Here is a 22321-nt window from a genome sequence, read left to right on the forward strand (position 1 = left end):
AGGTAATGAAAATACAATGGTTTTGTCTGATTATTTCTATCGTTTTTTTTACATCCTGCGATAAATTGGCTGATGAATATGGTCCTGTTCCTCCAAAGGAAAATGAACTTCTTGATGGGCCTGTAGAAGGATTATCAATCGAAGAACAGATTCAGTTCTTGAATGGGGATATAGCGTTCAATGATGAAGTATTTACTGCAGAAACTGGACTCGGCCCCGTTTTCGTAGGTACTAGCTGTGTTAGTTGTCATTCTGGGGATGGTAAAGGTCACCCGTTTAATCAATTTATAAGATTCGGTCAAAGTGATACTTTAGGAAATCCTTTTGCAGACTTTGGGGATGGTAAAAATCAATTACAGAATAAAGCAATTCAGGGGTTTCAGCCTGAAAAGCTACCTCCAGGAGCACCCTTCACCACCTTGGTTGCGCCTGCGGTCACAGGATTAGGTTTTTTGGATGCTGTTCCAGATGAAAGTATACTTTCTCTAGCCGATCCTTATGATGAGAATGGCGACGGAATAAGTGGTAGAGCTCATTTCGCATATCCTCCTGAATATGTTCAAATTCGGCCAAATAGTATTTCACGTGGAGGTAAATATATTTTTAGGTTTGGTAAAAAGGCAATTAGTTATGACTTATTGCATCAAACAGTAGGTGCGTATAATCAAGATATAGGTATTACATCATTATTTGAACCTATAGATCCTTATAGCGGGCTGGAAGAGGACCCGGAAATCAGTACTCAGGTAGTTAACGAGGTGGTTTTTTATTTAAAAACCTTAAAAGCTCCGATACCTCGAAATCAAAATGATCCTGATGTTGTATCTGGCAAACAAATTTTTTCCCGAATTCAATGTGCTGCCTGCCATACCCCAAGCATGAAAACGGGATATACGCCTATCGAAGCACTATCTAATAAAGAATTTCATCCCTATACAGATTTACTACTTCATGATATGGGTCCTGGTCTGGACGATGGATATACCGAAGGTTTTGCTGAAACATCCGAATGGAGAACCCCTCCGCTATGGGGAATTGGCCTTTCTGAAAACTCACAAGGAGGAGGTTTGTTTCTTTTACATGATGGCAGGGCAAGAAGTATTGAGGAAGCCATTTTGATGCATGGCGGTGAAGCCAAAAATTCAAGGGATGAGTTCAATGCCCTATCGGATCAGGAAAAAAAGCAACTACTTGAATTTATAAATTCATTATGATGAAAAGAAAAAAATTTATCCAAACCCTTTCCTCTGTTGCTATAACAATACCAAGTTTAGGTTTTTTACATTCATGCAGTGGAATTTACTATGCTACAGCAAAGGAAGAGGTAGATAAGATAACCATAGCGAAGCATGAGTTTATTCTTGAAAAAAATAACAAGGTGTCTAAAAGAGAGTTTGTCCTTATACAAAATAACAAATACAGATTCCCTATTTGTCTATATAAAGTTGGTGAAGACTATATAGCTTCCTTACTAAAATGCACTCATCGAGGGTGCGAGCTTAATGTTGGTGGGGGTATCTATAGTTGTCCTTGCCATGGAAGCCAATTTTCCAATGAAGGAACCGTATTACAAGGACCTGCTGAACAAAAACTAAAAACATTTCCAACGAAAACAGACGATGAAAACATCTATATTTTATTCTCCTAATTATTTGATCATTACCTTAATATTGTTCACCCTCAGTGGAAATTTAATAGCCCAAAACGAGGATGATATACTTAAAAGAACGAAGTCAGATACAACAGATACTCAACTTAACATGGATGCGGTATACAACCGACCAGCTCTAACAATAAATAAAGCTCCGGTATCTATTGGGGGATATCTTGAAGCCAATTCGATATATGCAGTGGAAGATGGATTGACAGAAGGATTGTCTTTTCAAGCACGACGTTTAACATTATTTCTGTCTGCCTCAATTAACAAAAGAATTAAATTTTTAACGGAAGTAGAGTTTGAAGAGGGAGGTAAAGAGATTGCCATAGAATTTGCTGCTATGGATATCTCCTTTGATCCTCTTCTCAATTTACGAGGTGGAATAATCTTGAATCCAATCGGTGCTTTTAATCAAAATCACGATGGTCCTAAATGGGAGTTTGTAGAAAGACCTGATGTGGCAGTAAAATTACTACCCGCCACTTTTTCTAATGCAGGTTTTGGAATGTATGGTAAAACAAATACTGGAGATTGGATTATCGGATATGAAGCATACCTCTCAAATGGATTTGACAATAGTATAATTAATAATTCAAAAGATCGAACCTCTCTTTCATCCGTTAAAGAAAATGAAGAGCGTTTTGAAGAAAATTTCAGCGGTGACCCTTTAATTACTACAAAACTCGCTATAGGAAATAGAAATATAGGTGAGGTTGGTTTTTCTTATATGGGCGGTACATACAATCGTGTAATGGAAGATGGACTACAGATAGATGAAAAGAATAGGAGGGTGGATGTCTTCGCTATTGATCTTAGCACTACTATTGAATCAACCGGCACTTATATTGTTGGAGAAGGCGCTTATGTGTGGGTGGATGTGCCAAAAACATTTACGCAACAGTTTGGAGATAAACAAGCAGGATTTTTTCTGGATGTAGTTCAACCAGTGTTGCAAAAGAAAATGTTCGGTTGGGAAAATGCATCCTTAAACGTCTCCGCAAGGACAGATTATGTAGATTTTAATATTGGTAACTTCACTCAAACTAATACAAATATAGGGGATGATTTAATTGCGGTTACCCCTTCTATTAGTTTTAGACCGTCTCCTGCAACGGTTTTAAGGTTGAATTATCGTTATCAGTGGCAGAATGACATTTTAAATAATCCAGCCACAAAAACGGCTACCTGGTACCTGGGTTTTAGTACCTATTTTTAAGAATGATATGCAGTTTTAACTAATGGAATGGGCTGCTTGGGGTGGCATGATTAGTTTTATCTTACTGCTAATTACAATATTTCTAAACAGAAGGCTTAAAATTATCTCAGTTTTTAGACAAGTTGAGAAAATGTTTCCAGGTGCAAAGCTTGATCAATAAAATGCTTCTTATTACGTATTGTATTTCTTTTCCTTCATTCTTGATTTGTGGAAAAATATCATGGGTAAAATGAGTCTGCGGTCATATTTTAAAAGAAAATTCAATTTAAATGTATCTTTTTAGAGATTTAAAGGTCTCCTTAGTAAAGTATAAAATTTATAAGTATGAATGATTGTAAATGCACTAATTGTGATTGCACTAAATGTAATTGCAGAAATTGTTTAGAAAACAATTGCCCTTGTACAAGCTGTGAATGTGGTAAGTGCGATTGTTGCTGAATTAAATAAAGGTTGGTTTAAAAGCTAACCTTTATTTATTTTTGAACTATGGAGACTCAAAAAGTTTGGAACAATTTCAATGAAGAGTTATTCTTCTTTATTCTCAAAAAAGTTAAAAATGAAAGTGCTACAAATGATATTTTTCAAAATACATTTTTAAAAATCCATAAAAAATTACATCAACTTGAGAATGATGAAAAAGTAAGAGCCTGGATTTTTCAAATTGCTCGAAACGAGATAGCAAACTACTTCAATAAAGAATCTGTTTATTTACCGAGTGCTAATTTACAGAATGAAACTGCTTTAGAAAAATATCAGTCAATATGCTGTTTTGATAAATTCGTATATGAACTACCAGATATTTATAAAAAGATAATTGAATTGATTTATATCAAAGGACTAAAGCAAAAGGAAGCGGCTGAAATGTTAGAAATAAGTCTTACAAATGTCAAGGCTAGAATACGAAGAGCTAAAGATATTTTAAAACAAAAATTCAATGAATGTTGTAAATACGAGTTTGATAAAGATGGCAAATTAATTGGTGAATCCAATTGCTCTATTTGTAAATCATAATTAAAAATACATCCGCCCACAAATCCATCGCAGATAACAGGTATTGTTAAATAATAGGATTTTAGCATTTCATAATGAAACGATTAAAAACTGACAAAGGGATAGAATGTTAACTTTAGTTGTTTCTTAGCATCATATTTTTTAAAGCAATCTTTTTTTGAATAAAAAATTGCTTTTAACATCAGATTAAATCAAAAAATAATCTATTAATTATCTTTAAGAGGGCTGTGATCACTCCACTCCACGCCATTTAAAAAAATCAAATTTTCTTTGTGTAATTAAAAGGGGCTTCTATATTTGTAGTTATTTTTAATAAATCTAAATAAGAATAATGAAATACTTTACTTTTCTGGCTTTAATGGCCTTTAGCCTCTCTGCTTTCTCCCAATCTGGATTAAAAGGTGAAATTAAAAATGAAACAAATGGACCTATGGCAGGTGCCTCCGTTTATATCGAGGAATTACAAAAAGGAACTACTACAAATTTTGACGGGTTATATAAACTCCAAGAGATTCCCCCTGGAAACTGGAGGGTAGCGGTCAAAATGTTGGGGTACCAAACTATAGAGCAAATGATAGAAGTTAAACCAGATTCCTTAACAACCTATAATGTAAACCTGCAGGAAACATACGGCAGTTTGGATGAAGTGGTAATTTCTGCGAGCCGGAACCCGGAATATCTTTCAGAAATCCCAGCTTCTGTTACGGTGGTGAACTCAGAAAAGCTTCGGGAATTCACTAAAATATCCTCCAATATTAATGAGATTCTAGCATATACTGTGCCCGGTCTTGCTGTAAGTACAGGAACATTTTCGAATTGGGGACAAACATTAAGGGGTAGATCATTACTGGTTATGGTTGATGGAATCCCTCAATCAACACCGCTACGAAACGGACAATTGGGAATTAAAAGTATTAATCCTAACGATATAAGCAGAGTCGAAGTAATCAAAGGAGCCACTTCAATATTTGGAAATGGCGGGAATGGCGGCTTTATCAATTACATCACTAAGAATCCTACCACTTCAGAAAATTTGAGTGGCACTACTAATATTTGGGGAACATCCCAACTTTCAAGTACCGAAGATGCTCTGGGATACGGAGTATACCAATCATTTTCCGGACAACTTAATAAGCTTAGTTACTATGTAAGCGGAAGTATAGAACATACCGGGAATAAATACGATGCGGAGGGCACACCATTACTACCCACCTATGGGTTTGATAATACCGATATTTACAGTACGTATGGTAAACTGGAATATCTCCTTTCTTCTAATCAAAAAATAACTCTTAACGGGAATCTTTATAAATCCCTTCAGGATTCTCCCTTTATTCCAGTTCTTGCAAATATTCAGGTGTTTAATGAAGAAGGAGACTACTCGTTGGAACCCGGTCATGGTATCGAAGGATCAATTCCTGGACAGAAGCCAACTGGTTCCGAATTGGTAAATGGGAGGTTAAAATATAATCTAAATAATATTTTCTCCGGTACTACAGATTTTGAAACTGATCTATATTATTCCAAAGCCAAAAGTATTTTCTTTTATTCCGATAAATTCGAAGGAGGAGGGCAATCCGTGATCAATTCAGAAAAGTATGGCTTAAGACCTAATTTTAATACTCAGTTCAGCCCGTCTGGCGATATGAATATATCTCTGATCTATGGACTGGATCTTTTACGAGATAAGACTAATCAGGGGCTGTTGGATGGAAGGCTCTGGGTTCCAAATATTGAACTTATGGGTGTAGCACCGTATTTACAAACCACTTTAAAACTAGATAAAAAATGGACGCTTAAAGCTGGATTACGATACGATGATTTGAAAATGGATATTGCCAATTATAATACACTTCCCTATTCACCTAAAGGAGATGGTAACTTTAATCCTTCGGTCTCCGTTCAGGGCGGAGAGCTAGCGTTCGATAATCTGGCATTTAATATGGGAGTCCGGTATATTGAACATCAGGAATTCATTCCCTACATTAGCTATTCCCAGGGTTTCTCCATAGCTGATTTAGGTTCCATTTTAAGATCTGCAAGAGCTGAAAGTATAGACAACATTCAACTGGAGCCCGCGGTTACCAATAACTATGAATTCGGGTTTATTTCAAAATTTAATAATCTTCGTTTAGAGGCGGTAGGATATTACAGCACCTCTAATTTAGGTACTGGTGTTGTATTTAGTGATGAACTAAACTCGTTTATACCTTCTGAACAACCTCAGAAAATATTCGGTGGAGAGGTAGCAATAGATTATGCTCTCCCAAGCAATAAACTACTTATTGGGACTTCTTATTCGTATGTGGAAGGGCTTAAAAACCCAAACGATGATGAAAATAATTTAAGTTATGTTGGTGGTGATGTCATTTCTGCTCCAAAATTAACGGCCTATGTTACCTGGAAGCCAACAGAACAGTTTAATACTTCATTGAATGTTATGAGTTTAGGAGATCGAAACAGGTTTTCTCCTTTTCAGGATGGGGAAGGAAATTATGCTTTTAGGCATACGGAATTTCCTGTAAATGGATATACCCTGGTAAATCTAACGGCCACCTACCAAATTAAGAGTAATATTGATGTTTTCTTGGGTATCAATAACCTTCTTAACGAGTATTATTTACCGGCAAGATCTCAATGGGCGGCGCCATTAAGGTCTTTTACTACAGCTGGGGAGGGAGCGAATGCCCGTCTTGGTGTAACTTATAATTTTTAAAAGGGGTGGTAGTCGTTATTAAGAATTGATATTCAGAAGTAACGACTACCATTTTACACTAAAATTTATTGCTTGAAAGCATTTTCAAACATAGTTAAGAAAGTACATCTTTTTTTAGGAATAACATGTGGGGTTTTGGCATCCATTTCAGGTCTTACTGGTTCCATGTATGTATGGCAGCCGGAAATAACGTCGGCCTTAAATCAACGCTTACTACAAACGGAATCCACTAATACTCTTTCGGAAAAGACATTATTAAAAACTACCTCAGAACTTTATAGGAGTCAGAAAGATACTATAGCAAAGATACTCCTACCTTATCGAGAGCAGGAGACGGTTTCCATTCTTTATAAGAATGGTCAAACCCTTTATTATCATCCGGAGACGGGAGTACCTTTAGGAAAAAAATCAGCTTCCATAAAATTTTTTGAAGATTTACTGAAGATCCATCGAACTCTTGGAATTCCAAAGATTGGCAAATACATTGTGGGTGGTAGTGCCATTATATTTTGCTTATTTCTTCTTACCTCCGGTTTATTTCTATGGTGGAAAAAGTATAAATCAAATTTTAAAAAGGGAGTCAAAATTAAATGGAAACGAAATAAAAAAAGATTTAACTACGATGTACATAAGTCACTTGGAATAATTTTTTTCCTTCCTTTGGTTGTAATGGCTCTTTCTGGTGGATATTTTACTTACCACAGCTACTATAAGGACGGTTTAAAGTTAATGGATAGTTTTATGGGTAATATAGAACCTAAAAAAGAGATCCTAGTAGATACCAAGTTTAATATATTACATTTATTGAAGACTCCAGACAACCAATATGCACTCCGGGCAATTTATTTTCCACAAGACGGAAATGAAGAGTATCGATTTAGATATATTAAAAACCGATTTATAAAACCGGGTCTTAGAAAAACCAAGGAATTAAAAGTAAATCAAAATGGTAAAGTTAATTATGTAACCTCTTTTGACAGTGATCCCATTAGTGAAAAAATAGCAGCACAATTTTATCTGATCCATATTGGAGAAATGGCAGGCATGCTGGGGAGAATTTTTGTTTTTATTTCCGGGTTTGTTCCCTTAATATTATTTATTACTGGTCTCAGATTTTATTATTTTAGAACGGTAAGATAACGTCGAAAAGTGTTTAGTTTGATTTTTTTTAAACTCTTTATTTTCGAATAAATTTTGATTTAAAGATCATATTAAAATGAGTAAGGTTCTAAAATAGGGAACCCTAAGAATTAAACTACGAACTGAAAAAGCCAAACTTGCAATTGAATGGCTATATATTTGTTTTGCCTGTTATACCGGGCTTGCCTATTTATTTAAAGGAAATCGCTAAAGAAGTAAAAATCAGAAACAATTTAGGCTTTCATACTGCTAGAGATACTTTTGGTGCTACAGTAACCTTGGCCAATGGCGTACCTATAGAAACAGTTTCCAAGTTGCTAGGACCTCATAAAATTTCCACTACCCAGATTTATGCCCAGGTAATTGATTCCAAAATATCCTCAGATATTGATAATTTGAAGCAAAGGTTGAATGATTAAAAGAAATATATGGTTGCTCACAATTATAACCAAAAAGACCTCTTGAAGTTTCAAGAGATCTGTTTAAAAAAGCAAATTAATTTCCTTCACTCAAAGAAAAGCTTCCATCACCTTTAAAATTGGTTAACGTGATAGTTACAGACCATATTCCTGGTGTTCCAGTTTGAGTAACACCTGTAAATGAATCTGGCTCAGATGCACCCGACAAAGACCGGTCAAGAACAGAATTATTGTTGGCGTCCCTAACAACCATTCTAAAAGAACCATTGGCAGTAGCGGTGATATCGGCATTATAATCTGCCGTAGGTTCAGAATTATTCCAGGTAAAGGTTCTGGTAGTAGATCCTCCATTGCCGGTAAAATCTCCATCAATGTCACCATCAAAATCACTGGTGTCATCAAATAATACAGAATTGTTGACACTAACTTCAGCGACTACCAGATCTTCCTGGTCATCATTATTTGAACAACCAATAAAAAGGGTTGTTAAAAATAGAATAGGAATTACAAATTTCATTGATTTCATGGGATTGGATTTATTAGGTTCCCTTCAAAAATACAGGAATTTTGTAATTTCATCCTAGCAAAGTTTATAGACGATATTAAAATCCAGTTCTTTATGTAAATTCTAGAGGAGTAATTTTAAAAAATCGCTATTTAAAAGTTTTCATGATCATATATCAAACAGCGCTTTATAAAGTGAGTTTGTAAAATTTCTTGTGTGCATGTGATGGTTGCCTTGAAGGAATCTTCTTCTTCTTCTTCTTCTATACCTAAAAAATGTAGGGGCTGTAAAAAGAGTCTACCATTAATTATATTTCTATAGGTTAGCTATAAATTGCTAAAAAATCCAGATGATATTTATTTTCCAATGACTGGGTAAATCGTCATCTTCCTCGTCCTGAACAATTCCTTTAAGTTTCATCTTTCCAGGTTTTAGTTCTGATACCAGATCGCCAGAAAGACTGTAAGTTTCAGTTTCAGTATGGAGTTGAAAATTATTATTCTTCTCAATTAATTTTCCCTCTATGACTACTTCAGCTTTTTTGGCGGAAAAACCATTTTTCTTGACTTCCTCCTGGATTTGTTTAAGACTTAAACTATTATTTTCCGAAAGTTCAAGATAAGCTTTACCATCATTTAAACTCACCCTTACCTTTTCCAGCCCATCCATTTTTTTAAGCCCGCGTTCAAGGCCATAGGCACAAGGTGCACAATCCATTCCAAAAACTTCCTGATCTACTTTGGTGATTTGGGCATCGGAACTTATGGTCCCAAACACTGCCACTACCATAATTAATGCTATTCTTTTCATTTTACTCTTTTTTTATGTTTAAAATTCTCCTTTAATATCCGTTATAGCCAATAACTTATGTTCAATGATACCCGGTACTTTTCACGGGGCGTATTCGGTATTAGATCCTGAACCACCGGGAACAATGCCCCGAAGGAAATTCCCCAGGGCCCGGCAAGTCCTAAAATAGAAGGACCAACCAATACTTTTTTACTTCGTTCATCCGTAGAAAAAAATTGTCCGTTAACTTTATTATCTCCGGGAAATTCGGCCAATGATTCTACAAATATCCGCCAGTCAGGTTTAGGGTAATCCCCCATAAAGATATTGGGACGATAACCTATCACCATGCTTGCATAGGGTAAATCGCCTAATTGCTGGTTGTCCTTTTCAAAATAATATTGGTAACCGCCACCTAACCAGGCGTACCACGTACGTGAGGCATATCCCGTAGAAATGGCGCCATGAATAGAGTTCCCTACATTTACCTGTCCGCGAACATCCTCAGTAGGGGCAGATACCCCTAAAATTGCTGTGGATTCAAACCTCTTTCCTACCCCAAAAGCATTTGAAAAAAAACGATACCACAAAGCAGCCTCGATATCTCCATTGGAAGGCATCATACTATTTCCACGCGTTCGTGGAGCATTTTCCAGACGCTCAATCACAGTAGGAGTGGTAAAAGTAACCTGTAAATCTTCCGTAATGCCATAGAAAAATGTATACCGAAGCATATAAGAGGCTTCGTCTTCGGTCGCTATGCTCATTCCGGCAGCGTTCATGTTTATACCGCCTTTCGCCAGGGTGGGCGTCTGCAAACCATAAATAGGGCCATGTCCCTGGGCTTTTACTTGATACAGTGTCAATAATCCTATACCCAGGATCAAAAAATATTTTTTCATTTTAATTATATTATAATTCTAAAAATTTTTGAATGGGAAAAAGTAAATAGGCTGCAAAAAGTCCAAAAAGATATAACACAAAGGAAAACCATAAGATCCCTTTGCTCCATTTAGCTGCTGTATCACAGGCCGTTTCATTTCCGTCTTCATCTATTTCACAGCTCTGCTGCCGTTTTCTTCCGTAGAACAACCAGAAGTTAAAGCCTATCATAATCCCGGCAATCAAAAAAGTCCAGCTTTTATAGCGGCTCAGGCTAAACAACCAGGGAATATCTGAAGCCAGGCCGGCCACCACAGCTCCCATTCCTAGAGCTACCAATAATGATGGTAACGCGCAACATAAGAGTGTGGAAACGGAGGTGAATAGCGATCCTATACTTACAAAATCTTCTTTTATTTTGGCAAACATCTTTATTTTTTTAAACAAGGGATTAAATGTACACCGGAAGCCCGGGTGGTATCCAAACTTCTAGAGGCTTTTTTTTTTAGGTGGTTGTGGATGAGAGATTGGATAGTATTTTTCCCTACTTTATAATCCCGTTTATAAAAAAGGAGCAACTTTTTAGCCGCTCCTTTTAAAAAAAATTTCACATTTTTTTTAAGCTGCCATTTCTTTACAGCTTTCGGCACAGGTTCGACATTTTTCTGCGCATTGCTGGCAAACTTCACTGTCAAACTTTGCACATTCATCAGCACAGGCTTTACATAAGTCGGCACAAATTCCGCAAACACGTTTTGAGTAATCAGACTGGCTGGCTAATAGCTGGACGCACGCACTGCATAAAGCAATACAATCCAGACAAAATTTGTGGCATTGTTTCATGTCGGGTTCCCCCAAATGTTGGTCAAGGCAAATTCTCGCCGCAGTAATGCAGGCGTTGCAATCATCGATACATTTTTGCATTTCTGAACTTAATGGTTTCATAATTTAAATGGTTTTAGTTACTTTCTGATTTGCTCGGAAATCAGAAATAAAAGATTAAGAGCCGAACCTCTTTTCAAATATCGACTCATAGCCCGGGGGGCAGGCAAGCCGATTAATAAAGATTTAACATTTTAATTTGATTAAAAAAAAGGCAGCCAAAAATGGCTGCCATAAAAAGTTTCAGATTTTAATTTCAGTACGATGGTTTTGCTAACTGGCTTTTCCTATTCCTGCTTCGATAAGTTTTTCTTTGCTTATACCATTGTTTGTACAGCACTCAAGCAATTTTCCATCAACCGCCACCGAGGGAATTCTCTTTACACCGTACTCCTGCACTTTGTCTATACAGGTTTTATCCTCACATTGTTCCACCAGGTTATAGGTGGTAATCTCGCAACTATCGCAGGACATCTCTTTCACCATTTTTACAACCGGATCACAAACCGGACAATTTGCCGTAAATATTTCTATTTGTCTTTTCATTTTTTTTTGAATTTAAATTAACAATCAGTTTTATCCTTCTTATTAAAGAACAATCCAAAGATAAGAGCGGAACCGGGGTGGTCTCCAAATAAAAAACCTGCTTTTTTACGACAGATTTTTATTAGTATTAAAATTAAATGGAAAATTTTTGAATGTTTTACTCTGATCTATTTTCGGAAATGTAAGATTCCAGCCTTCGTTTAAGTTCATCAATCTCCTTCATTTTATCGGTAAGGCTGTTAAGCTCAAGGTCGGGAAATTGTTTGCGAATAAATTCAATTCGCTCTTCATTACCGCAATTACCGGGACAGGCTTCCACAGTTTCTGAAATTGTGATCGCCAGCGCTTTGCGGTACACTTCATCTAAAAGAAGAAAATGCGCCTTATCAAGTCCTTTTTGCGCCGCTTTGAACTGGATCAGAATCTTTTCTGGATCTTTATTTTCATCCAGCATTTTTATAAGTCCGTTAAGCTGGCCGCTGATGCTCTGCAAGCGAGTTTTTATATCTTTACTTAGATCTCTAGGAATCATACTTTTAATTTTCAGCAAGATACATCTGGAGTGGGGGAGGTCACCAAAAATATTTTAAATTTTTAGCAGCAATTTGTTCCTTCCTGAATGGGTGGACAGGCAACATTACCATAAGAACAATAAACACAGCAATCACCTTCTTTTGGTTTTAATAAATGCTTACAATTATCACATTGGTAAAAAAACTGACAGGCTGTTGTGGGCATTTCCTCTTCTTTTGTGTGTCCGCAACCAGGACATTTAATGGTAGAAACTAGTTCTATTTCCATAATCTATTTGTTTTTAAAGCATATGAGGGATATCTGATGACAGAGTTGGATACGTAAATATCATCGTCCTTAACTCATTAATTTTCATTTTGGTCTTTATCGCCATGGCGAATAAATTGATGGTTTCTTCCGCGTTAGGGCCTATTAGATGTGCGCCAAGAATAGTCTGATTTTCTTTATTAATGATGGTTTTATAGGCATATTCCTTAACATTCAGTCTTTTTGCATTGAACCAGCTTTCCGCATGGTTATAATTGACCTGATATTCTATCTGTTTTGATTTGGCTTCTGCTTCGGTTAATCCTACTGATGCCAGGATAGGCAAAGTAAAAACTACAGAAGGCATTGGGGGATAATTGACTTTTTTCTTGTTCCCTTTGATGATATTTGATGCCACAATATGCCCTTCCATTACTGCAACAGGTGTAAGGGGTAATCCTCTTGAATCTGCCGAATCTCCCGCTGCATAAATATTAGGGTTAGAGGTACTTTGAAGGTATTCGTTGACTGTGATTCCTTTTTTTGAAAAAGAGATGCCAGCTTTTTCCAAATCTAAATCAAAGATAGCGGGAGGACGACCGGCTGAGTTAAAGACTGATGCTGTTTTATACGTGGTCTCTTTTCCATTTGATTTTCCAGTTACTACATAATGGTCTTCTTTCTTTTCAATTTTAGAGACTTCGGTTTCCAAAACCAGTTTAATTCCTAGCTTTCGGGTTGCGTCCACAAGATGTTGTACAATGTCACGATCAAAGTTTTCCAATGGAAATTCTCCACGATGTAATATAGTTACATCGGCACCAGCCCGTGCAGCGATATGAGCAAATTCAAAGGCAATGTAGCCACCTCCAATAAATAAAAGTGATTTAGGTAGCTTTTTTAGGTTAAGGAAATCTGTACTTGAAAGTGCCAAATTTCCACCTTCAAAATCCAGTACCCGGGGTTTTGCACCTGTTGCGATTACGAATTTATCAGCTTCAATAACTTCATCACCTACCTGTAAGGTGTTATCAGATAAAAATTTAGCTGAAGTGTGATAGGTATCTATGTCTTTATTCTTATATCCTTTTTCAATTTTAGGAGGCATGGCATCGACAAAAGATTCTTTAAAAGCCATAATATCTTCCCAATTGACTTCTGGTACGGTATCTATTCCATTTCCTTTAAGCCTTTGCGCAAAATCACGTACTTCAGTTGCTCCTATAATCACCTTTTTAGGATCACAGCCTCTTAGGGCACAGGTTCCACCGTAGGGAAGTTCATCAGTAATGCCCACCTTTAGGCCTTTGGAGGCACATTTATTAGCAACAGTCATACCCGACATCCCGGAACCTATTACAAATACATCATATTTTTTCATCTACTTCTCTTTTTTATTTTCTGTATCGATTACTTTATAACCAGTTGTATTTATTGCTTTTCTGATTGCGGTTAAATCGACTTTAGTTTTATCATATTCTACCACGGTATTACTATTTGCGTAACTCGCCTTGACTGATAAAATACCATCCAGATTATTTACCTCACTTTCTACGTGGGCTTCACAGCCTGCGCAGGTCATTCCCTCAACTTCAAAGGTGTGCTTTATTATGTTTGATTGAGAAACATACACTATATCTTTACTGGGCTGTGAATAAAATATATTGGAATAATAAGGGAAAGCCAGCATCAATCCGGCAAATACTGTTACCATGAACAGAAAATTTTTGGACTGCCAAAAAGATGGTTTTTCTTCCTCATCACAGGCACAATCTATTTCTTCTTGTGTTTTAGGTTTCAATTTTAAATACCAGGCCAAACCAAGAATTCCTATAGTAAGCGCAATCAAATAAGGACGAAAAGGTTCTATCCAGGAAAATGTGGTGACAAGTCCACTACTACCTGCTAAAATTGCCAGGAGGGGAGTAATACAACATACGGAAGCAGTTACTGCAGTAAGCATGCTAACAAAAGCTGTGCTATTTGACTTATTGGAAGATTTCATTTTACGCAGTTTTTTTTACCATTTTGATTGTAGTGAAAACAGCATTAAGTAGAGCTGTTTTATCCTTCACTAATGAATAGTACAAAGTTTGCCCCTCTCGTCTTGAGGAGATAAAACCTGCATCTTTAATTTTGCGGATGTGTTGGGATATTGCCGGTACACTCATTTCTAAAATATCAGCAATATCACAAGGACATAATTCGTCTTCCATGTTCAAGAGGAATAAAATTTTTAAGCGTACCTCGCTACCAGCAATCGATAGTAGTTTGGTCATATCTTTAAAATTATCATCCATTCTTTCCAAAGTGTTTTTACAATTAAGAAGTTGTTGATGATCAGCTTGGGCTCTTGTACACGAAATTTCCATGGTCAATCTTTGATTTAGACTTCAAAGTTATAATAAAATAAGTATTTAAGCAAATGCTTAAATATAATCTTGGAAACCGTATATTTGATTCATATGTAAATCCTATAAGAAAGTGGGAGGGACTCTAAATTGACAATTACTCGCAGAAAATATTTAAAAATAATTTATTTATACTGAAATAAATTTCAAACCATCATGAGAGGAAATATTGGTACTTCAATTTAGAGGAAGTTACTGTTTTTCTTTACCACAGGGGAGAATGTTGTTTCGAAATATCAATTCATGAAAGCAATTTTTGCAGATACGGCTACCAAAACACCGGTATCCTAATTTAAATGAAGCATTGGTAAATATACTTTGGGATAATATCAATTATCCCAAAGTATATTTACTAAAACCACTTAATTCATAAATTCTAGGTGAATGCTCCTTTGTGGATCCGTCAATTTAAGGTACCACTCTTGTCTTTAGAATTCCCATCTTGGTTAAGATTCTAACAGCATTACTGTACCAAGTCCGCCATCAGCACATACACTTACAATAGCTCTTTTTCCCGTCCCTCTTTTTGCCAGCTCTTTGATCGCCTGGTTAATAATTCTGGCGCCGGTTGCGGCAAAAGGATGGCCTATGGCTATGCTGCCACCATTCGGATTTATATTTTTCCGGGGAAACTCACCGAAATCGAACGAAGTGCCCACTTTTTTCAAATGCTCCTTATCCTCAAGTAATTGAATGTTTGCAACAACCTGAGCTCCAAATGCTTCGTGAATTTCCCATAGGTCAATTTCATTATAGCTAAGTTTATGTCGTTCCAATAACCTGGGTATGGCATAGGTTGTCGCCATTAACAGCCCATCTTCCTCAATATTTACAGCAGCAATTTCCCAATCGATAAGTTTTACGGCATATGAATCCTTTGGGAACTTTTCTTTTCCTTTTTCCTTACATACCCATAATCCCGCGGCACCATCAGTAAGTAATGAAGAGTTCCCTGCGGTAAGGGTGCCATTCCCGGATTCTTTATCAAAAACGGGATTTAAAGAACTTAGTTTTTCCAGGTTAGTATCCTCCCGTGGTATGGTATCACGATCTAATCCTTTAACCGGGGTGATGAGATCAGCGAAAAACCCATCTTTGCGGGCTTTAATATAATTTTGATGGCTTTTAAGAGCTATTTCGTCCTGTGGTTTTCTTTTTATATCAAGCCGCTTGGTAGTAATTTCTGAATGTTCTCCCATACTCAAGCCTGTACTTCTATTAGAAACACTGGGAATAAACAAGCGAATATTTCCAAATTTCAAATCTTTAAGTTTCCCTATTTTTTCCTTGAAACTTTTTGCTTGAAAAAGTCTTCTTAACCAATCTGAAAAATCCTGGTTTAATCCCAACTGAATCCTACTCATACTTTCCGTTCCACCAGCCAATGCAATTTGATCCTCATTTATTAGGGAAGCAGCTTCAATCGCAGCCATCATACTGGTACTACAGGCCATGATAGTGGTAAAAGCGGGAATGGTTTGATCCAGCCCGGCATCCATTATAATTTCACGGGCTAAATTACTGTACCCAAGATTAGGTGCGACAGAGCCCCATATTAATAAATCGGGATTCAATTTTTTATTTTCTATCATTGCTTTAACCACCGGGAGGGATAAATTTATTACATCCAGATCCTTTAATTCTTTATCAACCTTCGCAAAAGAGGTTCTCACTCCGGCTATTAGCCAAACGGTATCAACTGTTGTTTTCATATTAATTATATTTATGTAATATACAAACTAAATAAAATTGTGTATCTAATGGTTTAAAAATATAATTGATCTGTTTTCAATAAGTTGAAGTAATTAGAACTAATTCGATCAATTTTTTGATAGAGTAAAAAGTTGAATTAATTTTCTTATCTTTGCGGTTAATAATGAAGAAAGGATTTAATAAAATACTATCAATGACCCTGGCACTACTCGTGTTTGGCACCTCAATTACTTATGCGGTGGAAATGCATTTTTGTGCTGAAAATTTAGTAGATTTTTCCTTTTTCAACAATTCTTCTAATTGCGCAGAATTAGACAGTAATGAAGAATTAATAGAAATTTGTGCGGTCTCAGAAGTACCTTGTTGCAATAGCGAACAAGTTGTAATTGAGGGTCAGGATACTTTGGTGAAATCTAATTTTGAAGATCTCACCTATAATCAGCAACTTTTCTTAACCTCATTTGGTTATTCTTTTATTAATCTATTTGAAGGATTGGAGAGAAATGTTGTACCTTTTGCCTCCTATATTCCACCACTCCTGGTACGGGATATTCTAATTTTAGATCAGACTTTCCTTATTTGATTTTTTAAGTATTATAAAATTAGCCCATCGGTATTTCTGATGCAGGCTTTTCTATGCTTATTTCTTTTTAAGAAGTATTTATAATTACTTAATAATCAAATATATGCTAAATAAAAGTATAAAATTTTTAATAGAAAACAAGCTGGTAGCTATATTGCTATTAGTACTATTTGTCGGTTGGGGAGTGGTTAACGCCCCGTTCGATTGGGGAACCGGGATTTTACCAAGTGATCCGGTAGCCGTTGATGCTATTCCTGATATAGGTGAAAATCAACAAATTGTATATACAAAATGGGATGGAAGATCCCCTCAGGATATAGAAGATCAAATTACCTATCCACTTACTACTTCTTTACTAGGTATCCCGGGAGTAAAGACTATCCGAAGTTCATCAATGTTCGGCTTCTCCGCAATTTATATCATTTTTGAAGAAGACATAGAATTTTATTGGAGCCGTAGCCGTATCCTGGAAAAATTAAATTCCCTGCCCTCTGGATTGCTTCCAGAAGATGTTAATCCTTCATTAGGACCAGATGCCACTGGCTTAGGGCAAATATTCTGGTACACACTTGAAGGCAGGGATAAAGATGGAAATGTAACCGGGGGATGGGATTTACATGAATTAAGGAGTATTCAGGATTTTTATGTAAAATACGCTTTATCTGGTGCTAGCGGTGTGTCAGAGGTTGCTTCGATAGGTGGTTTTGTTCAGGAGTATCAAATAGATGTAGATCCGGAATTAATGCGCCAATATAATATAGGCCTACAAAAAGTTGTAGAAGCGACACGGAAAAGTAACCGGGATATTGGAGCCCAGACCCTAGAAATTAATAAAGCAGAATATCTTGTTCGTGGCCTGGGATATATTGAATCTATAGAAGATATACAAAATGCTGTTGTAACATCTGAAGAATTTGCCTCTATTCGGATAAAAGATATCGCTAAGGTTACCTTAGGCCCCAAGACCCGCCGTGGTCTCCTGGATAAAGAAGGAGCTGAAGTGGTAGGTGGTGTTGTGGTTGCCCGCTACGGGGCGAACCCACTAGAAGTAATTAATAATGTTAAAGACAAGATAAATGAAATAAGTGCAGGATTACCTTCAAAAGAATTGAGTGACGGAAGGACATCCCAGGTTACCATAGTTCCGTTTTATGATCGTACCGAGCTTATCCAGGAAACACTGGGGACATTAAATGAAGCGCTAACCCTTGAAATCCTTATTACCGTCCTGGTGATTATCATAATGGTCTTCAATCTTAGAGCCTCCATTCTCATCTCCGGATTGTTGCCAGTCGCAGTCTTAATGGTATTCATATCTATGAAACTCTTTGGAGTACCCGCCAATATAGTGGCACTATCTGGAATAGCAATTGCCATTGGTACTATGGTAGATGTCGGGGTAATACTTTCAGAAAATATTATCAGGCATCTGGATGAGGATAAGGACCGGTTATCCATTAATGAAATAGTTTATAATGCTACGGCAGAGGTCTCAGGGGCTATTTTAACAGCGGTTCTGACTACAATTATCAGCTTCCTTCCCGTTTTCACCATGGTTGGTGCAGAAGGAAAATTGTTCCGGCCACTTGCTTTTACCAAAACAATGGCTTTGACAGCATCGCTCGTTGTGGCCTTATTTTTAATCCCACCTTTCGCGGCAATATTTTTCAAAAAAAGAAATATTAAGACAGTGGCCGGTTATACGGTTAACGCTATCGTAATTGCCCTGGGGATTACCGCGCTTATTTTTGGACATGTATTAGGCCTGGTACTGGTGGCATTTGGAATCACCGGAATTCTTCTTCTTAAAAAGAAGATTTCGCCAAAACGATCCAATTTGATTAATATTATTATTTCAAGTTTTACCATAGTTTATCTTCTCGCAGCTTACTGGAGACCGCTTGGTTTTGACCGAAGTATATTTATGAACCTCATATTTGTGAGTTTAATTGCTTTCGGACTGCTGGGAACATTCGCCGTTTTCAGAAGATATTATACCAGGATCCTAAGATGGACCTTAAGAAATAAAATATTGTTTTTATCCATTCCTACGGCTATTGTAATTTTTGGGGTGGTGATAATGCAAAATACGGGTAAGGAATTTATGCCTTCCCTTAACGAAGGTTCCTTTCTATTGATGCCTACTTCCATGCCACACGCAGGGGTAGAAGAGAACAAGCGGATTTTAAGGCAACTGGATATGGCCGTGGCCAATATTCCTGAAGTAAAAACGGTAGTTGGTAAAGCCGGACGTACAGAATCAGCTTTAGATCCAGCGCCACTGTCTATGTACGAGAATATTATTCAGTATAAATCTGAATATATGCGCAATGAAGAGGGGGAACGCCAACGCTACAGGGTAAACGAGGATGGCCTTTTTATACTTGATGATGGAAAATTAAGTATCAATCCCAATTTAGAGATAGATGAAGATGCAGATGGATATGCCCAGGATAAACTCAGGGATCCGTTTTCTCTAAAAAGAGAAGACCTGATCCCGGATGAAGATGGGGAGTATTTTAGAACATGGCGCCCGGAAATAAAATCGGCTGACGATATATGGAATGAGATTGTAAGGGTTACCAAACTTCCAGGTATTACTTCGGCCCCTAAGCTTCAACCTATTGAAACAAGACTCGTAATGCTGCAAACAGGAATGCGTGCTCCTATGGGTATTAAAGTGAAAGGGCAGGACCTTAGGGAAATTGAAGCCTTTGGGTTGAAACTTGAAGAGATCATAAAAGAAGCGGAGGGTGTTAAAGATGAAGCTGTTTTTGCTGACCGTATTGTAGGAAAGCCCTATCTACTTATTGATATAAATAGGGAACGTTTAGCCAGGTACGGAATTGCGATAGAAGATGTCCAGCGTACCCTCCAGGTTGCCATTGGGGGAATGCAAATTACAGAGACTGTTGAAGGGCGTGAACGTTATGGTGTTAGGGTAAGGTATCCCCGCGAATTACGGGAAAACCCCCAGGATATAAAGGATATTTATGTGCCGGTGCAAAATGGCAGTCCTGTTCCTTTGGGAGAACTGGTAGACGTACGCTATGAACAGGGTCCCCAGGTTATTAAAAGTGAAGATACTTTTTTAATCGGCTATGTATTATTTGATAAATTAGATGGGTTTGCAGAGGTAAACGTCGTAGAAAATGCTCAGGCAGTAATCCAGGAGAAAATAGATTCTGGTGAACTTGTGGTGCCTAAGGGGATTACTTATCGATTTACCGGTACCTATGAAAATCAGCTCCGTGCAGAGAAAACCTTGTCTATAGTTGTGCCTCTGGCACTGGTTATCATTTTCCTGATCCTGTATTTTCAGTTTAAATCTGTTTCTACTTCATTAATGGTCTTTACCGGTATCGCGGTAGCTTTTGCCGGAGGGTTTCTGATGATCTGGTTTTATGGCCAGGATTGGTTCTTAGATTTCAACTTTTTTGGTGAAAATCTACGGAACCTGTTCCAGATACACCCTATTAACCTAAGTGTGGCCGTATGGGTTGGTTTTATAGCCCTTTTTGGAATCGCCACCGATGACGGGGTAGTTATGGCCACCTACCTAACACAAACCTTTGATAGAAATGATCCAGAAAATAAGGACGAGATAAGGGATTCTATTGTTGAGGCGGGTGAGAAAAGGATTCGACCTTGTCTAATGACCACGGCAACAACCATTCTAGCCTTATTGCCCATATTAACATCAACAGGGCGGGGTAGTGATATCATGATACCTATGGCAATACCCAGCTTTGGCGGGATGCTCATCGCCCTTATGACACTCTTCGTGGTACCTGTATTGTTTAGTTGGAAAAAAGAATTTGCACTTAAAAGAAAGAACAAATGAGATATATAATTGTAATAATCACCTTGTTGATTTTCACGCAGTCCCGGGGGCAGGATTTACAGTCATACCTTCAGGAGGCGGAAATAAACAATCCGGAGATCCAGGCCTTTGAACTTCGCTATGATATTGCTGAAGAAAAGGTCAATGAAGTGAATACCCTGCCCAATACAGAGGTAAGCGGGGGGTATTTTGTAAGTGAACCTGAAACCCGGACGGGGGCACAATCCGTAAGATTTTCGGCCAGGCAGATGATTCCCTGGTTTGGGACTATTACGGCAAGGGAAAATTATGCGTCCGCACTGGCAGATGCTGAATATATTGAAGTCGCCATTGCAAAGCGAAAATTAAAACTCGCTGTCTCCCAGTCCTATTACCGGTTGTATGCGATTGAAGCCAAACAACGTGTTTTAGAGGAGAATATCGAACTTCTGGATACTTACGAGAGGCTGGCACTTACCTCCCTTGAAGTCGGAAATGCTTCTGCGGTAGACGTTTTACGCTTGCAAATAAGACAAAACGAACTGGTGGAAAAAAAGGAAGTACTGGAACAGGATTTCTTGGCAGAACAAAGCGAGTTCAATAATCGTCTGAACCGGGAGGAAGGGGAGCAGGTAGTGGTATATGATTCTGTACCATTGCCCTCAGAAGATTTTATAATATCTGTAGATAATTTAAACAACCACCCAGAATTGTTGAAATATGATGAACTTTATGAATCGGTAGAGCTGGCCGAAGTCCTAAATCAGAAAGAATCGTTGCCTGACCTGGGTTTTGGGGCAGATTATGTTGCAGTGACCGAACGGCCGGACATGGACTTTAATGATAATGGCAAGGATATTTTTATGCCAATGGTCTCGCTATCGATCCCTATTTTTAATAACAAATATAAATCGATATCAAGGCAAAATGAACTCCGGCAATTAGAATTGGACGCGCAAAAGGATGAGCGCCGAAACCAACTGGAAACAACGCTGGAAAGGGCCCGTAGCAACCGGGAAGCTTCCCGCATCACCTATAACACTCAATTAAATAATCTGGAACAGGCCAGGGACGCCGAGGAGGTTCTGATTAGAAGTTATGAAACCGGCACTATTGATTTTAATGATGTGCTGGACATTCAAGAATTACAGCTAAAATTTCAAATAGGATTGATTGAAGCAACTAAGAATTATTATGTACAAATGGCCATTATTAATTATCTGAACAATAATTAATCTAGAAATATAA

General features: G+C 37.4%; 22 protein-coding genes. 10 read left to right on the top strand and 12 right to left on the bottom strand.

The annotated features are described in order from the left end of the window. The first annotated feature begins 5 nt into the window (after positions 1-5). The 7 genes from GFO_RS06100 to GFO_RS06130 all read left to right on the top strand — a co-directional run bounded on the left by GFO_RS06100 (position 6) and on the right by GFO_RS06130 (position 8159). Positions 6-1214 carry a di-heme oxidoredictase family protein gene (locus GFO_RS06100; RefSeq protein WP_011709197.1) on the top strand — a complete coding sequence of 403 codons (1209 nt, stop codon included), beginning with the start codon at positions 6-8 and terminating at the stop codon, positions 1212-1214. After that, on the top strand, positions 1214-1648 hold the full coding sequence (locus tag GFO_RS06105) for a QcrA and Rieske domain-containing protein (RefSeq protein WP_229664778.1): 435 nt from the start codon (positions 1214-1216) through the stop codon (positions 1646-1648). Before GFO_RS06100 ends, GFO_RS06105 begins: the two co-directional genes overlap by 1 nt. 22 nt (positions 1649-1670) lie before the next feature. Further along, positions 1671-2873, top strand: a complete 1203-nt coding sequence (locus GFO_RS06110) for a hypothetical protein (RefSeq protein WP_229664779.1) — start codon at positions 1671-1673, stop codon at positions 2871-2873. A gap of 486 nt (positions 2874-3359) precedes the next feature. Beyond that, positions 3360-3884 carry a sigma-70 family RNA polymerase sigma factor gene (locus GFO_RS06115; RefSeq protein WP_011709200.1) on the top strand — a complete coding sequence of 175 codons (525 nt, stop codon included), beginning with the start codon at positions 3360-3362 and terminating at the stop codon, positions 3882-3884. A gap of 331 nt (positions 3885-4215) precedes the next feature. Then, complete coding sequence (locus GFO_RS06120) at positions 4216-6600, top strand: TonB-dependent receptor (RefSeq protein WP_011709201.1); 2385 nt, start codon at positions 4216-4218, stop codon at positions 6598-6600. 72 nt (positions 6601-6672) lie between these two features. Continuing rightward, the gene (locus tag GFO_RS06125; RefSeq protein ID WP_049792096.1) at positions 6673-7740 is read left to right on the top strand and encodes a PepSY-associated TM helix domain-containing protein; all 1068 of its coding nucleotides are present in this window, start codon (positions 6673-6675) and stop codon (positions 7738-7740) included. 143 nt (positions 7741-7883) lie between these two features. Further along, positions 7884-8159, top strand: coding sequence for a tyrosine-type recombinase/integrase (locus tag GFO_RS06130; protein ID WP_373284031.1), 276 nt, complete (start codon positions 7884-7886; stop codon positions 8157-8159). Positions 8160-8235: 76 nt separating this feature from the next. Here the strand turns inward: GFO_RS06130 and GFO_RS06135 are convergent, their stop codons facing one another. From GFO_RS06135 to GFO_RS06185, 12 genes are all read right to left on the bottom strand, one after another. Next, entirely contained in the window at positions 8236-8685 is a 450-nt protein-coding gene (locus GFO_RS06135; protein WP_011709205.1) for a hypothetical protein, read from the bottom strand. A gap of 315 nt (positions 8686-9000) precedes the next feature. Then, complete coding sequence (locus GFO_RS06140) at positions 9001-9474, bottom strand: heavy-metal-associated domain-containing protein (protein WP_011709206.1); 474 nt, start codon at positions 9472-9474, stop codon at positions 9001-9003. Between the two features lie 41 nt (positions 9475-9515). Beyond that, a complete protein-coding gene (locus tag GFO_RS06145) occupies positions 9516-10355 on the bottom strand; it encodes a hypothetical protein (RefSeq protein ID WP_011709207.1) in 840 nt (279 codons plus the stop codon). 10 nt (positions 10356-10365) lie between these two features. Then, positions 10366-10764 (bottom strand): hypothetical protein, encoded by a 399-nt coding sequence (locus GFO_RS06150; protein WP_011709208.1) that lies wholly within the window; start codon positions 10762-10764, stop codon positions 10366-10368. A 189-nt stretch (positions 10765-10953) separates the two neighbouring features. After that, positions 10954-11280 (bottom strand): four-helix bundle copper-binding protein, encoded by a 327-nt coding sequence (locus tag GFO_RS18145; RefSeq protein ID WP_083830807.1) that lies wholly within the window; start codon positions 11278-11280, stop codon positions 10954-10956. Between the two features lie 210 nt (positions 11281-11490). Continuing rightward, a complete protein-coding gene (locus GFO_RS06160) occupies positions 11491-11763 on the bottom strand; it encodes a thioredoxin family protein (RefSeq protein WP_011709210.1) in 273 nt (90 codons plus the stop codon). A 157-nt stretch (positions 11764-11920) separates the two neighbouring features. Beyond that, positions 11921-12295: a metal-sensitive transcriptional regulator gene (locus GFO_RS06165; RefSeq protein ID WP_011709211.1), complete on the bottom strand. Its 375-nt coding sequence runs from the start codon at positions 12293-12295 to the stop codon at positions 11921-11923. A gap of 62 nt (positions 12296-12357) precedes the next feature. Next, positions 12358-12564, bottom strand: a complete 207-nt coding sequence (locus GFO_RS17445; RefSeq protein ID WP_011709212.1) for a GDCCVxC domain-containing (seleno)protein — start codon at positions 12562-12564, stop codon at positions 12358-12360. A gap of 13 nt (positions 12565-12577) precedes the next feature. Further along, a complete protein-coding gene (locus GFO_RS06170; RefSeq protein WP_011709213.1) occupies positions 12578-13924 on the bottom strand; it encodes a dihydrolipoyl dehydrogenase family protein in 1347 nt (448 codons plus the stop codon). Next, positions 13925-14548, bottom strand: coding sequence for a mercuric transport protein MerTP (gene merTP, locus GFO_RS06175; protein WP_011709214.1), 624 nt, complete (start codon positions 14546-14548; stop codon positions 13925-13927). 1 nt (position 14549) lies between these two features. Then, entirely contained in the window at positions 14550-14921 is a 372-nt protein-coding gene (locus GFO_RS06180) for an ArsR/SmtB family transcription factor (RefSeq protein ID WP_011709215.1), read from the bottom strand. A 479-nt stretch (positions 14922-15400) separates the two neighbouring features. Next, positions 15401-16666, bottom strand: coding sequence for a thiolase family protein (locus GFO_RS06185; protein WP_011709216.1), 1266 nt, complete (start codon positions 16664-16666; stop codon positions 15401-15403). Positions 16667-16830: 164 nt separating this feature from the next. Here GFO_RS06185 and GFO_RS06190 point away from each other — a divergent pair, with 164 nt between their 5' ends. The 3 genes from GFO_RS06190 (at position 16831) to GFO_RS06200 (ending at position 22308) form a co-directional block, all read left to right on the top strand. Further along, positions 16831-17250, top strand: coding sequence for an HYC_CC_PP family protein (locus tag GFO_RS06190; RefSeq protein ID WP_041250037.1), 420 nt, complete (start codon positions 16831-16833; stop codon positions 17248-17250). 103 nt (positions 17251-17353) lie between these two features. Further along, positions 17354-21094, top strand: coding sequence for an efflux RND transporter permease subunit (locus GFO_RS06195; RefSeq protein ID WP_011709218.1), 3741 nt, complete (start codon positions 17354-17356; stop codon positions 21092-21094). Then, complete coding sequence (locus GFO_RS06200; protein WP_011709219.1) at positions 21091-22308, top strand: TolC family protein; 1218 nt, start codon at positions 21091-21093, stop codon at positions 22306-22308. The genes GFO_RS06195 and GFO_RS06200 overlap by 4 nt, the downstream gene beginning before the upstream one ends. Positions 22309-22321: the final 13 nt, after the last annotated feature.

It is taken from the genome of Christiangramia forsetii KT0803, assembly GCF_000060345.1.
Classification (GTDB): Bacteria; Bacteroidota; Bacteroidia; order Flavobacteriales; family Flavobacteriaceae; genus Christiangramia; species Christiangramia forsetii.